General features: G+C 41.8%; 11 protein-coding genes. 3 read left to right on the top strand and 8 right to left on the bottom strand.

Annotated elements, in window-relative coordinates; genetic code table 11:
- Positions 1-108 precede the first annotated feature (108 nt).
- The 4 genes from pstB to pstS all read right to left on the bottom strand — a co-directional run bounded on the left by pstB (position 109) and on the right by pstS (position 4,298).
- Positions 109-915, bottom strand: coding sequence for a phosphate ABC transporter ATP-binding protein PstB (gene pstB / locus VB733_RS22075; RefSeq protein WP_096615099.1), 807 nt, complete (start codon positions 913-915; stop codon positions 109-111).
- A gap of 145 nt (positions 916-1,060) precedes the next feature.
- Complete coding sequence (pstA, locus tag VB733_RS22080; protein WP_323342208.1) at positions 1,061-1,951, bottom strand: phosphate ABC transporter permease PstA; 891 nt, start codon at positions 1,949-1,951, stop codon at positions 1,061-1,063.
- 59 nt (positions 1,952-2,010) lie between these two features.
- Positions 2,011-2,961: a phosphate ABC transporter permease subunit PstC gene (pstC, locus tag VB733_RS22085; protein WP_323342209.1), complete on the bottom strand. Its 951-nt coding sequence runs from the start codon at positions 2,959-2,961 to the stop codon at positions 2,011-2,013.
- Positions 2,962-3,110: 149 nt separating this feature from the next.
- Positions 3,111-4,298, bottom strand: coding sequence for a phosphate ABC transporter substrate-binding protein PstS (gene pstS / locus VB733_RS22090; RefSeq protein WP_323342210.1), 1,188 nt, complete (start codon positions 4,296-4,298; stop codon positions 3,111-3,113).
- An 816-nt stretch (positions 4,299-5,114) separates the two neighbouring features.
- On the opposite strand from pstS, the gene VB733_RS22095 reads away from it, so the two are divergent.
- Together VB733_RS22095 and lspA are read left to right on the top strand one after the other, a co-directional pair.
- Complete coding sequence (locus tag VB733_RS22095) at positions 5,115-5,702, top strand: biotin transporter BioY (RefSeq protein ID WP_323342211.1); 588 nt, start codon at positions 5,115-5,117, stop codon at positions 5,700-5,702.
- Between the two features lie 114 nt (positions 5,703-5,816).
- Positions 5,817-6,293 (top strand): signal peptidase II, encoded by a 477-nt coding sequence (gene lspA / locus VB733_RS22100; RefSeq protein WP_323342212.1) that lies wholly within the window; start codon positions 5,817-5,819, stop codon positions 6,291-6,293.
- A 322-nt stretch (positions 6,294-6,615) separates the two neighbouring features.
- Here lspA and VB733_RS22105 read toward each other — a convergent pair whose 3' ends face one another.
- On the bottom strand, positions 6,616-7,320 hold the full coding sequence (locus VB733_RS22105; RefSeq protein WP_323342213.1) for a hypothetical protein: 705 nt from the start codon (positions 7,318-7,320) through the stop codon (positions 6,616-6,618).
- Between the two features lie 152 nt (positions 7,321-7,472).
- Positions 7,473-7,688 carry a hypothetical protein gene (locus tag VB733_RS22110; RefSeq protein ID WP_323342214.1) on the bottom strand — a complete coding sequence of 72 codons (216 nt, stop codon included), beginning with the start codon at positions 7,686-7,688 and terminating at the stop codon, positions 7,473-7,475.
- 443 nt (positions 7,689-8,131) lie between these two features.
- Between VB733_RS22110 and VB733_RS22115 the strand changes: the two genes are divergently transcribed.
- Positions 8,132-10,402 (top strand): transglycosylase domain-containing protein, encoded by a 2,271-nt coding sequence (locus VB733_RS22115; RefSeq protein ID WP_323342215.1) that lies wholly within the window; start codon positions 8,132-8,134, stop codon positions 10,400-10,402.
- Positions 10,403-10,727: 325 nt separating this feature from the next.
- Here the strand turns inward: VB733_RS22115 and VB733_RS22120 are convergent, their stop codons facing one another.
- Positions 10,728-12,191 carry a DUF4335 domain-containing protein gene (locus VB733_RS22120; RefSeq protein ID WP_323342247.1) on the bottom strand — a complete coding sequence of 488 codons (1,464 nt, stop codon included), beginning with the start codon at positions 12,189-12,191 and terminating at the stop codon, positions 10,728-10,730.
- A gap of 43 nt (positions 12,192-12,234) precedes the next feature.
- Entirely contained in the window at positions 12,235-12,864 is a 630-nt protein-coding gene (locus VB733_RS22125) for a DUF3038 domain-containing protein (RefSeq protein WP_323342216.1), read from the bottom strand.
- Positions 12,865-13,334: the final 470 nt, after the last annotated feature.

Here is a 13,334-nt window from a genome sequence, read left to right on the forward strand (position 1 = left end):
ATTTAGAGAAGCCTTTGTTTTTGTATTAACGTGTATATTCATCAAAACAAATCGCCAAAACAAATTTGTTTTGGCGAACTTTCTTTTTTTAAAAGCTTGGTGTTTAAATTAACCAAATTTACCGCTAATGTATTCCTTGGTTGCTTCTTGTTGAGGGTCTTGGAAAATCTTTTCAGTCAGATCGCATTCTACTAAGTATCCTGTACGTCCGCCTTTTTCAGAAGTTTGAACGTTGAAAAAAGCTGTTCTATCAGCCACTCGTGATGCTTGCTGCATGTTGTGGGTGACGATAATAATTGTGTATTGCTCTTTTAATTGGTGAATAAGTTCTTCTACGCGCAATGTAGAAATGGGGTCAAGTGCAGAACAAGGTTCATCCATTAAGATAACATCAGGTTGAACTGCGATCGCACGCGCAATACATAATCTTTGTTGTTGTCCACCAGAAAGCGACAAACCACTTTGCTTGAGTTTATCTTTGACTTCGTCCCACAATGCAGCTTTTTTGAGACTATCTTCTACAAGTTGATTCATATCACCTTTATAACCATTGATTTTGGCTCCAAAGGCAATGTTGTCGTAGATAGATTTAGGAAATGGGTTGGGGCGCTGGAAAACCATGCCTATCCGTCTTCTCACCTCTACTGGGTCTACTTCTGGTGCGTAGAGGTTTTGACCGTGGTAAACCACCTTACCTTCGGCTCGAAAACTGTCAATTAAATCGTTAAGGCGATTATAGCAACGTAACAATGTACTTTTACCACAACCAGAGGGACCAATAAAGGCTGTAGCTTGATTTTTGGGAATATCCAACCAGATATTACTAACTGCCAAAAATTTACCGTAGTAGACATTTAATCCTTCTGTTCTGAGAACAGTTTGGGTATCATTAGCAGTGCGAATGTTTGTAGCCATAAAATAGTGAATTTGACTTGGGTGTTGCGAAATTTTGCTTTGTACCAAATCGAAGTTAGTAGTGTTTCGGATTTGTAAAAGAATTTTTTAGTGAGAATTTTTAATGCAAAATCTCAAATCCAAAATCCAAAGTGAATTGTGTTACTCAATAAGTTTTGCGATTTGTTGCCAAACGCGCAATAATACTTGTGACTAAAACCATTAACACCAAAATTAAAGATGCAGCCCAGGCAAGGGATTGCCAATTTTTAAAGGGTGAAATAGCAAAGTTAAACACTAAAACTGCTAGCGAAGCTGTCGGTACAAAGGGACTATTAGTCCAATATTGTGAGAATAAGGCTGTAAATAATAAAGGTGCGGTTTCACCAGATGCACGAGCGATCGCCAAGGTTGTACCAGTGACAATTGCTGGTAGTGCGGTTGGTAATACTACGGAAGCAACAGTTTGAAATTTAGTGCAACCAATTCCAACTGCGGCTTGGCGTAAGTCTTGAGATACTAGTTGCAGAGATTCGTCAGTGGTGCGGATAATAATCGGCAGCATCAAAATTGAGAGTGCAAAACCACCAGCGACGGCGGAATATCCACCAGTAGTGGCAACTACAATCCCGTAGGCGAATACACCTGCAATAATCGAAGGCACACCGCTAAGAACATTAGTTGCAAACCGAATCCACCGCGATAATTTACCAGAACTAAATTCCGTTAAATAAATTGCTGCTAATACACCAATCGGAACACTAATTAATGCTCCGATACCTACCATTAATAATGTGCCAACAATCGCGTTACCAAAACCACCACCCTGTACTAGTGGGGGTGGTGGTAACTCGGTAAACAAGCTTGGTCTTAAGCTACTAAAACCTTGGATTAGTACGTAAGAAAGTACAGCTATTAATGGCAATAATGATAGTATCCCACATAGGAAAGCAATACCAACCATTACCGTACTGAGCAATGTTCGAGGTGATTGCGATCGCGTTAAACTACCATAAGTGTAACCGTTGTTCGACTGGTTGGAAATACTGGAAGCCATATTTTTAAAAAAACAGAAAAGACACCAGATGAAAAACCCACAAATGAAGTCGTCAAATACTAAATTCGTTGGACTCGTGTGACGATTAAGTCTGCCAAGACATTAACAATGAGAGTTAAAACAAATAAAACTAATGCTGCGTACATTAAGGCTCCAACTTGTAAGCCACTGGCTTCGGCAAATTGGTTTGCCAACAGCGAGGAAATTGTATTAGCTGGTGCAAAAAGCGAAGCACTTATGTTATTCGAGTTGCCGATTAGCATGGTTACAGCCATTGTCTCGCCCATCGCACGACCTAGTGCCAACATGATGGCACTGACAATACCTGAAAATGCTGCTGGAACCAAAACTTGCCAAATGGTTTCCCATCGGGTACAACCTAATCCAACTGCGGCTTGTCGTAGGCTAGGAGGTACGGATATTAAGGCATCACGGGAAATAGCTGTGATTACTGGCAAAGTCATAATTGCCAAAATTATCCCCGCAGGCATCATTCCGGGTCCGGTTGGGGCTGTAGAAAAAAGCGGAATAAAGCCAAGTGTAGCGTTGAGCCATTTGCCGATGTTTGTGAGTATGGGAATTAAAACAAAGATGCCCCAAACTCCATAGACAACACTGGGTATCGCAGCCAGTAGTTCCACCAAAAAAACTAAGACTGTTTCTACTGGTTTTGGTAGTAATTTTTCACTCAATAAAACTGCTGTACCTACACCAATCGGGATAGAAATTAGAAGACCGAGAAATGCACTGACTAAAGTTCCGTAAATCTGCGGTAGCACTCCGTACTCGTTGTTTACAGGATTCCAAGTGCTTTGCCCTAAAAAGCCGAGACCAAACTCTTGGATGGCGGGTAATGCTTGAACTGCCACCTGAAACGTTATCCATAGTAAAACACCTGCGATCGCCAGGGCACAAATTCTTGTCAGCCAAATAAAAGCAACATCGAGGTTTTTTTCCAGTGGCGATCGCGTTTGACTTTTGGAGCGATCGTTCTCAGCGAGTGTATTCATGAATAACTCTATCTATCAACAATAAATGTGTGTAGGAGCAAACAAAAACAATTATTTGGTTATCTAAATGATTGGTTATTTTATTAGCCAATCTTGAGATATCTATAATTACTTACAAATTAGATATCTCCTAGACTATGCACTAATTACTACTTACTAGCGTTAGCACCACCTGCACCATCACCCACAGCAATTTTGTAGTCGGGGCTGATTTGGTCGGCGGCGGCGGCAACTTTTTGAACTACATTGGCAGGAAGAGGTACATAACCCAGTTCTGGTGCTTGCTTCTGACCTTCTGTCAAGGCATATTCAATCATTGCTTCCATTGCTTTGGCTTTGACTGCATCAGGATACTTCTTATAAGCTAATATCCAGGTATAGGAAACAATTGGATAAGATTCATCACCATCTGGATCGGCAATGAATGCCCGCAGGTTTTCTGGTAGTTGAACTGCTTCTAAAGTTTTTGATGCTGATATCTCGTTACTGACAACAAATTTACCCGCCTTGTTTTCAAGGGTTGCAAACTTGATATTGTTTTGCTTGGCATAACCATACTCAATGTAACCAATTGACCCTTGTGTTTGGGTAATTTGCGCGGTTACACCTTCATTTCCTTTAGCACCAACACCCACAGGCCAGTTGACAGTTTTACCTTCGCCAACTTTTGTTTTCCATTCCGGGCTAATGGCGCTCATGTGCTTGGTAAATACACCTGTGGTTCCGCTACCATCAGAACGATAGACGAAGGTAATTGGTTGTTTTGGAAGTTTCGCATCGGGATTCAGTTTTGCGATCGCTGGGTCATCCCAAGATTTAATTTTGCCTAGTAAAATATCTGTGTAGACTGTTCGTGACAACTTCATTTCTGGGACATCCGGCAAGTTGTAAGCTAACACGATACTACCAGCGCTCACAGGTAACAACAGCACACCCTTATCAGCTGGCACTTTAGCCATCTCATCATCTTTCATTGCTACGTCGCTAGCGCCGAAGTCAACAGTTCCTTTGGTAAACTGCTCCACACCTGCGCCACTACCAACTGATTGGTAGTTAACTTGCAAGTTGGGATATTTTTTGTTCAAAGATTGGAACCATGTTGCATAAAGAGGTGCGGGGAAAGATGCACCCGCACCTGTAACGGACACATTACCACCAAGGTCTAGTTTTCCGGAAGTCGAAGCAGTTGCTTCCTTTGCCGCACCGGGCGATGTTTCCCCACCAGGAGTATTGGCAGCTTGTTCTCCACCGCAAGCTACTAAGCTCAAACTCAATGCCAATGCAGGGAATGCTCGCCAGGAACGGGGAATGTTACTTACACAGTTACGCAAGTGCATATGAAGGTATTCTGGGAAATGTCAATATATAGCCATCACAATATATCGCACTAGGGTAAAGAGAAGGTTAAAGGAGACAGGTCAAATATGTATATTTTGGGGTAATCATAGAAAATCTTTATATTTTGCTGGGCTACTGAATTCTTAATTACGATTACTGAGATGCGATCGCTAGGAGGAACAATCTAAATCTTAAATACTAAGGAAATATCGCCTAATTAACTAATTCACATAATTTATTTTATGGTCGAAGTTTTTCTGCTTTTCAACTCAGTCTCGGTTGTTTGCAATTACCTGGGAACTATCCATCCAACAACCTATGCCCAGTATTTTAAAACACTTATTTACTAAGTATTTACACTGTTTTTTGAGTTTTAATTCTATTCAGACAGGTGACAATACACAAGTTAATGATAATTTTTTCTGTGTCTTGACTCTCATGTATTTCAGTTCTACCGCTTATTTTCTGTTTTTGGGTATTAAAACAACGCTATATATTTGTCTGAGTGATTGAATGGCGAGGGTTTTGGGGTTTCCAGCTTTTGCTTTAAAAATAGAACATAGGGTTTTTGTATCAGGAGAACGATAGAGCCATTTATTTTGAGAATGATATTTTTAAGATATGGGGCTGAACCAAGCAAATAAAAGAGGATGACTGGGAGCCAATCTTGCTGCAAAAAATAACGATGAAATAATGATTTGTATCAATTTTAATGTTAAATTTTGTCGAAGTATAATTGGTCAAAGTATGAATAGTAAGAGTAAAATCTTATTTTTCACTTTTACATGAGAAACTTCTAGACAAATACCTGATACATGCTAGCCGCATCCAATGAACTTTTATGGTCTATGATTGGCTTACTGCTGACTATGGGCGGAACCTTCCTCGACGCATCTGTCACCACCCTACCCTGGAGTTGGAGTAAGTACGGAATTCAGACTTTTTCATTAGGTGTCAGTTATCAAATTGGCGGTGTCTTGTTAGTCGGATGTTTGGGAGGCAAAAATGCAGGTGCGCTATCGCAAATTGCTTATTTAGTCATGGGTTTAACCCTGCTGCCTGTATTTTCAGATGGTGGTGGGATTGGCTATGTGAAGTTATTGCAATTTGGTTATTTGCTTGGCTTCATTCCGGGGGCTTGGATTTGCGGACTTTTGGCATTTAAAGCTAGACCAAAACTGGAAACACTTGCTTTTAGTTGTCTTTGCGGCTTATTAACTGTTCACCTGTGTGGAATTATCTATCTAGCTCTGGGCTATTTTTTACAGTGGAAAGGTACAGAAACACAGTCTTTGCTCCAAGCAATCTTAAAACATTCCTGGTATACACTACCAGGACAGTTTATTGTCATTTGTGCAGTCACCGTCGTGGCGTTTATATTGCGGCATTTAATGTTTTATTAGATTCAGAGGTGCAAAGTCAGGGAGAAAAATGCAAGAACAAACACAATCAAATATTCTTGCCCCTACTTCGATTTCTCCCCATCTCCGAGTTATCCATTCCCTTTTCCTAGATTCATGCAAATAAAAAACCGCCAATTTTGGATTGCAGCCTTAATCGCTTTTTTCTTAGATCAAATTACCAAATATTGGGTTTTGCAATCTTTCCAACTCAGACAAACAAAACCATTAATCGAAGGAGTGTTCCACTTTACCTATGTTCGTAATTATGGAGCAGCCTTTAGTATTTTAGATGGTCAAGTAGACTCCCTCAAGTGGTTATCATTATTTGTTAGTTTAGGTTTGGTGGGTTTAGCTTTATTCGCTCCGGAGTTAAGCATTTGGGAACGACTAGGTTATGGCTTTATTCTTGGTGGAGCAATGGGCAATGGGATTGATAGATTTGTGCTGGGTTATGTTGTCGATTTTCTGGATTTTCGGCTGATTAATTTTCCAGTATTTAATTTTGCGGATGTATTTATTAATATTGGTATTGCTTGCTTATTAATTGGTAGTTTTCAAAAAAGTCCAACTTCTAATCGGCGATCGCGTTAATTGTAACAAAAAGGATTGATGCTGTAATTTAACAGCCTAGTACAAGAAGGCAGAAGTAAGAAGGCAGGAGACAAAAGGCAGAAGTTAAGAAGGCAGAAAGCAGAATGCTCAAAATGTTGATATATAAGCTTTTTCCTTCAAATTAAGGTTTGCCCTATTTACGCCGTACTGTACTAGTTAACAGCCTAAATGTTTGTTGTGCTTTATTGCCTCATTTGCTGGCAAAGACAAAAATAAACCGGGATTCCAAAGGAATCCCGGTTATTTATCATCTTGCTCTTATCTTAGGTAAGTTTGATCAACTTCATCTCAAAGTTGTTGATTAATTGTTCACACCTGTTGAAGGTGTTGGTTCCAAACCAGAACCAGGAGTTTGTTCAGGAGAAATAGTGCTAGGGACATTCATTTTGTCTGGGGAAGCAGGTATTGTCTGTTTCAATGGCTCTGTGCTGCTAGGAGTCTCAGAAGTTGGTGTTTTCAATGGTTCTGTGCTGCTACCAGAACCAGCATCATTATTACTACCTGGATTTTCAGGGAGAGTTGGTAAAGGCGCTGCTTCCTGATTATTTGTCCCATCAGCAGGAGGAGCTACAGGTGTTCCGCTATCACTAGGAATATTGGAATCAGGGGTGGAAGTTCCAGAAGGATTTGTGTTATCTGGCACTGTACTACCAGGTAATGGTGCGGGTGTAGTCGAACCTCCGTCTGTTGTTCCTGAATCCGCAGGAGGAGTTACTTGAGTCCCACTATCAGGGGTAGTAGTTGTGCTTTCAGGAGTTGTTTCAGTTGTGCCTTCAGATGGAGTGGATGGAGTTTTCGCATCTGCGTCACTTTGACAGCGACTATTAAGAGGGAAATTTTTGCATAGAATTTCCATCACATCTGGGGCAAGCTTTTTATCTGGGGCAGATGTACTGCTGTTTTGTGCTTGCAATTCAGGGAATTTGCTTGACTGGGCGTTGGCAACACTGCAACTTAACGCCAAACTTAGTGCTGTACCAACTAGGGTTAGAAATTTTCCCTTCATATTACTTAACCTCAACACCTTGACAGAATACTCCGCCCATTAAATCAAACAATAACATTTAGGAAATCTTCCCAAATGCAGATGTATTTTTTACAAAAATACGCCTTCTGATTTTAATAATTCGATATTGAGGTAGTAGAGCTAAGTAAAATTTACATCACTTTTTCAATAATTAGTAGTTTACCCCATACAAAATTAAAATTAATTTCTTGGTTTACCCAACCGCATAAGTTAGACGCTGTGGTAAATAGAGAGAATTTTATCGGCTGCATATAGTTTTTTTGGGGGTATGTTTGCGATCGCGAAAAATGTAAAATAATTGACTGTTCAACATTAGTTAATATGTATGATGACTTTGAGTCTGCCATTGAATTGGAAACTATTTGATATTGCTAACGTCCATCTGAGATGGTTGGTTATTGGTAAAAACCGTTCCCATGTGCTGAATTCATGCCAGATTTAAGATATGAGCTTAAGAACAGTAATTGATGATATAGTGCTTAATCAAAAAATTGCAGCGGAGAAAATGACAATTTTGTGTCTGCAACAGGCGTAGAGCGCCTTTCCAGTCGGAAAGACGTTGCCACAGGGTAGAAAAAACAGCGATCGCATTGTTTGAGAGCGTTGTCTGGGAACCTTGTTGGGGAAATAGTTCACCCAAGCATGTATATGTTTAGTGGGGAACGAGGTCGCTACAATAGTGGAATCGCAGCATCGCCTACTCTTAACAGAAGCAAGCTACCCATAGGGACTCCCCCAGAGTTTCGTCACTCGCCCAATTCTTCAGTAAAAACCGTGGTGTGAATAGCCAATGAGTTCCCCCCAACCACCCCAAAAACCGCAAACTTTGCTTGGTCAATTGACACAAGCAGTTCAGACAATTCAAGCGCGGGTCGATTTTTCCAAGCTAGCGTTGAAGCCAAATGCCAGAGTCCCAGAACTCTGGGTTCAAGATGCGGGGGCGCAAAGTGCGGAAGTATATCCGTTGTTGGGCGATCGCTATATTCTCGGTCGCAGTTCCAAATCCTCCGATATTGTTGTCCGCAATCCGGTTGTCAGCCAAATCCATTTGTCCCTATCGCGGGATTCCAGCCAGCGACATCCTGTTTTTAGTATCAAAGATGAAAATTCCACGAATGGCATTTACCGAGGTAAGCGCCGGGTTACTTCCCTAGAGTTGCGTCATGGCGATATCCTCACCTTGGGACCGCCAGAACTGGCAGCATCAGTACGCTTGCAATATGTAGACCCACCACCTTGGTATGTAAATGCAGCAACCTGGACTGGCTATGGAGTTGGTGCGATCGCCGGGCTAATTGCTGTAACTATTGGCGTTGAATGGCTGAAGTTTTCGGTAAGACCACTACCTGGAGCCACACGCGCTCCTGTACTTGTCTACGCCCGTGATGGTGTCACACCTCTGAGCGAACCGCGAACCACCGCCCACATTGATATGAAACGCTTAGAAGACTTTGGTCCCTACCTGGCAAATGCAGTTGTGGCATCGGAAGATAGCCGTTATTATTGGCATCCCGGCGTTGATCCATTAGGGGTAGCTAGAGCCGTATTAATTAACACCCGTAGTGGAGATGTACAACAGGGAGCCAGTACAGTCACACAGCAGGTTGCCCGCAGTTTGTTCCGCAATTATGTGGGGGCGCAGGATTCATTAGGAAGAAAATTCCGCGAAGCGGTGGTGGCGCTGAAATTAGAAACTTTTTATAGCAAAAATGATATTTTGCTTACCTATCTCAACCGAGTTTTTCTCGGACAAGACGCTTATGGTTTTGAGGATGCGGGTAAATTTTATTTTGATAAATCCGCGAAGGAATTAACCTTAGCAGAAGCAGCCACATTAGTGGCAATTTTGCCTGCGCCGAATGGGTTTGATTATTGTGGTACTAGTCAGAATAAGTTGCAAACAATCGAGTACCGCAATCGGGTGCTGCGACGAATGCTAGAGATGGGCAAAATCAAAACTGACGACTATAACCAAGCGAGGCGATCGCCTGTAGATATTAGTCCCAAAGTTTGTGAAAAACAATCAAAAATCATCGCCCCCTATTTTTATAGTTATGTCTTTCAAGAACTCGAATCTTTGTTGGGAAGCGACTTAGCCAGAGAAGGTAATTTTTTGATTGAGACACAACTTGATCCATCAATGCAAAACCAAGCGGAAGCAGCATTGCGAAATTCCATCGCTCAAAATGGGAGAAACTTGCAATATTCACAGGGTGCAGTGCTGACTCTGGATTCGAGTACAGGTGGCGTTTTAGCAATGGTGGGTGGTACAGACTTTCGCACCAGCCAATTTAACCGTGCCGTCCAAGCAAAACGTCAACCAGGTTCTACCTTCAAGGTATTCGCCTATACTGCGGCAATCGAAAAGGGGATTTCGCCGGAAAAGTCTTATTCCTGCGCGCCCCTACGCTGGCAAGGGTTTCTCTATAAACCCTGTCGTGCGGGTGCTGGCACAAGTTTCAGCCTGGCAACAGGGCTAGCTTTGTCAGAAAATCCGATTGCTTTGCGGGTGGCGCAGGAAGTTGGTTTAGATAAAGTGGTTGCAGAAGCCAAAAAAATGGGTGTGCGATCGCCTCTTGACCCTGTACCGGGATTAGTATTAGGTCAAAGTGTTGTCAATGTCATGGAGATGACGGGGGCGTTTGGCGCGATTGGGAATGAGGGTGTATGGAATCGACCCCACGCCATCAGCCGAATTTTGGATACCAGTATCTGTCGCGATCGTAATGACCTCAAAACCTGTAGGGTGATCTATTCATTTGATCAAGATCGGGAAGCCAACAAGCGTGTCCTCCGTAAAGATATCGCCCAAACAATGACTCGTATGCTGCGCGGTGTAGTTACAAGTGGTACAGGCAGAGGAGCGGCGATCGGTTTTGGTGAAGCTGGAAAAACAGGTACAACTGATAAAAATGTTGACCTCTGGTATATTGGCTATGTCCCCAGTCGGCGGATGGTGACAGGTGTCTGGTTGGGAAATGACGACAATAAGCCGACATCTGGTAGTAGTGCCCAAGCTGCACAATTATGGGGCAGTTATATGGGGAGGGTTATCAAGTAATATCAGCTTGCCTCAAGAATTGCGATTAAATAGACGCAAAGATGGGGAGATAGGGGGATGGGGTGTTTAAAACAATTCGCAATTCGCACGCAATGCTTCCTAGGAAGAGCTTCGCTAACGCAATTATGTTTTGTAACGGGGATTTGACCCCGACACAAAATATGCTGCTTGTTAGTTGCAGGGGAATTAAACCCCCAAAAGTGGTTAATAATTACGTAGCTTGTTTATGCTCCAAGGGTAGCATTACTAATTCTCCCCACCGCTCATTTTTCTCAAATTCAGTCGCAATTAATTCTAAATTAACTCTAAATTAACTCTAAATTAACTATTTATATCCCTGCCAAGGTTGAATTTCTAACTTGCCACTGGGCTTGAAGATAACTTGATAATGTGCTAATGCTTCTTTCTGATTTGGGGCAGCCACATTAGAACCATAGATATCGTTAAACATTTTTGGTAGGGGTGTTTCTCGATAGAAATCGAAAGCACCGCGATTTAGGGGTTCATAATCGGCAATTTTGCCATCTTTGTTGACTGCGACTCGATATTTTAAGTCACTGGAAAATGTGGGAGTACCACCCCAATTGGCGCGAACTTGATCGTATAACTTTTGATTTAAATCCTTAAGTTGAGTGGGGTCTTGAATTTTTTCGCCGATAACCTGTGGGGTTTTGGCATAACCTCGCCAGGGACTCACTTCGAGTGCGCCACTCTTTCTAAATACTACCCGAAATTGAGCGATCGCCTCGTTGGTAATTGGAGGTCTAGTTGCCGGATTGTACAGCAGATTTGGTAGAGGTAGTTTACTAATTTCGCCGTTTGAGGATTGATTAACTGCTTTATAGCCAAGAATTGCACCATCAGTAGCGACTCCAACTCGATAAACCGCATCATTTTCTAAAGTATTACGATTTGTCCAAGCTGGATTGACTTGATTATATACCTGACGATTTAGTGCCCGTAGTTGGGATGGATCGGTAATTTCGGGAACAGTTTTAATCAGTGCTTCAATGTCACTGGCGGTTGGAGATGCTACTGCTGTGGTTGTTGGCGTTGGGGCTGGTGTTGGTGTTGCAGTGTTATTCGCTACATCTATAGGGGTAGCAGCTACAGGATTTGCCGAAGCGGATGATGTCGGGTTGCTTGTAGCTGGATTTGTTTCTTGTTGAGACTGTAGCTCTGGTGTTTTCGGTTGTGGCGCGGGAATTAAGCTAAATACAAAGGCGGCGGCGGCTAAACTTGATAATCCCAGACTAGCTGGAACTGCTTGTTTAATTAAAGCTTGATTTGCGCCAGCGTCGTTTCGGGAAACCGATTGCAGGGCGAGAGTAACTTCTGGTAATGTTTGGCTGTCGGCAAAAAATTGGTCTACAGCTTCGACTAAATCAAAGAGTTGGACTGTATTTAATTCAAATTCGACTGGTATTGTCGCCCCAGATGCGCTATATTCCGCAGATTGAGCAGGGACTTCGGAGCTGACAATCAGTTTGTGGCGATTGCTATCAATTTTGTATAGCTGGACGATTTCCGAATCTTGATGTTTTAAGAGTGGATTAGGTACATTGCTCAAAAACTCTTGGGCATAGGCATTAACTGTACGTACCAAGCTTTCAAAAAATTCTCGTCCACCCGATAAGGGTTGTTGTAAACCGGATAAATAACATTCGGCATTGACTAATATTGATAACTCAGGACGCATTTCTTGATAATGTGCTGTCCTGCTAGCGTCACTTAAACCTTCTAAAAGTAAGGTGCAATTTGGTAAACTATATTTTCTTTGAATATTCATGTAAACCTCTAAAATCAAGCCTGCCAGATACTTTACGGGGATATTAATTGACTTCGCCATCAAACAAGCTAATCCAGAACCTCTGCATCCCGGAAGTGCCTGTACAGAATAATAATTGTCCCAATAAATGAATTGCTAATTCGTCTAATTTCTCCTCTGAGGTGATGGCGATTACACCTGAGCGGCGAGGATTCATCCGGCTTTTAAAATGGGCACGGAACCTTTCGAGATAATTTGAGAGCCTCAGATTTTGTTCGAGAGGAATTTGTTTATCACTCATCTGTTGGTAGATGATGAGCAATTGACGGATAGTAACTGTTAAGCGTCGAGCAATGTAGCAAGCAATTACCACTAAGGCTTTAGCTTCCATAATACTTAAGGGGCGACGTATATACGCTCTCCGAATTGGATTACTGCTACGCATCCGCCAGAGATTAACTCTATCTTTAATAATGCTTTTGAGTTCTAATTCTTGGGCAAATGCCAAAATAGCTTCCGAACCACCTAATTCTAGTGCTTCGATCGCCAATAGTAGTAGGTCTATTTGTACGCGAGTGCGACGAGGACAATCTTCTCCCTCAATCACCGGATTGGGCAAAGTATCCAGAATCATTGGTAGCGATCGCGGAGTTGAACTATCGTTATATGAGGTTAAACTGGCAGAAACATTCATTATAAGTACCGTAAAAAGGCTGCAACAGATAGAAATTAGGATTTAGAGGATTAGGATTACTCTGTCAAAATTGCAATGAAAGATAATTTATGATGGGGAAATTCAGAAACGCGGGGACACGCAAAAAAATTACCCTCCAACATTAAATTTACAGACTACTAGAGACTAAAGATTCCCAGAAAAAGTTTTTTTTCACTGTTGATTTTGCCGAAATTTCATAGCGATTGTCTAATATATACATTTAGTTACTCATTTGCCTCAATCGTTTCCGTATACGGAAATCAAGATTTTGCATGGATTTTTTATTTTTGAGACACTAACTTGCAGACAATAATTTTGCCTGCTTGCTAATTGCGTAGTTACATCCTTAGCTTGGTGTAGATTATTCCAATCGTCAATCCACAGGATTGCTGAAACACTGCTTTGCAAGCGTATTTATACTGAAATCAGTGTTGGTTTACGCTTAATTA

It is taken from the genome of Calothrix sp. UHCC 0171, assembly GCF_034931845.1.
Taxonomy (GTDB): domain Bacteria; phylum Cyanobacteriota; class Cyanobacteriia; order Cyanobacteriales; family Nostocaceae; genus Brunnivagina.

Coding starts and splice junctions, on each gene's coding strand:
- VB733_RS22105 (WP_323342213.1), bottom strand. CDS start 7,320: ATGAAGGGAAAATTTCTAACCCTAGTTGGTACAGCACTAAGTTTGGCG.
- lspA (WP_323342212.1), top strand. CDS start 5,817: ATGCAAATAAAAAACCGCCAATTTTGGATTGCAGCCTTAATCGCTTTT.
- VB733_RS22120 (WP_323342247.1), bottom strand. CDS start 12,191: ATGAATATTCAAAGAAAATATAGTTTACCAAATTGCACCTTACTTTTA.
- VB733_RS22115 (WP_323342215.1), top strand. CDS start 8,132: ATGAGTTCCCCCCAACCACCCCAAAAACCGCAAACTTTGCTTGGTCAA.
- VB733_RS22110 (WP_323342214.1), bottom strand. CDS start 7,688: ATGGCAGACTCAAAGTCATCATACATATTAACTAATGTTGAACAGTCA.
- VB733_RS22125 (WP_323342216.1), bottom strand. CDS start 12,864: ATGAATGTTTCTGCCAGTTTAACCTCATATAACGATAGTTCAACTCCG.
- pstB (WP_096615099.1), bottom strand. CDS start 915: ATGGCTACAAACATTCGCACTGCTAATGATACCCAAACTGTTCTCAGA.
- pstC (WP_323342209.1), bottom strand. CDS start 2,961: ATGAATACACTCGCTGAGAACGATCGCTCCAAAAGTCAAACGCGATCG.
- VB733_RS22095 (WP_323342211.1), top strand. CDS start 5,115: ATGCTAGCCGCATCCAATGAACTTTTATGGTCTATGATTGGCTTACTG.
- pstA (WP_323342208.1), bottom strand. CDS start 1,951: ATGGCTTCCAGTATTTCCAACCAGTCGAACAACGGTTACACTTATGGT.
- pstS (WP_323342210.1), bottom strand. CDS start 4,298: ATGCACTTGCGTAACTGTGTAAGTAACATTCCCCGTTCCTGGCGAGCA.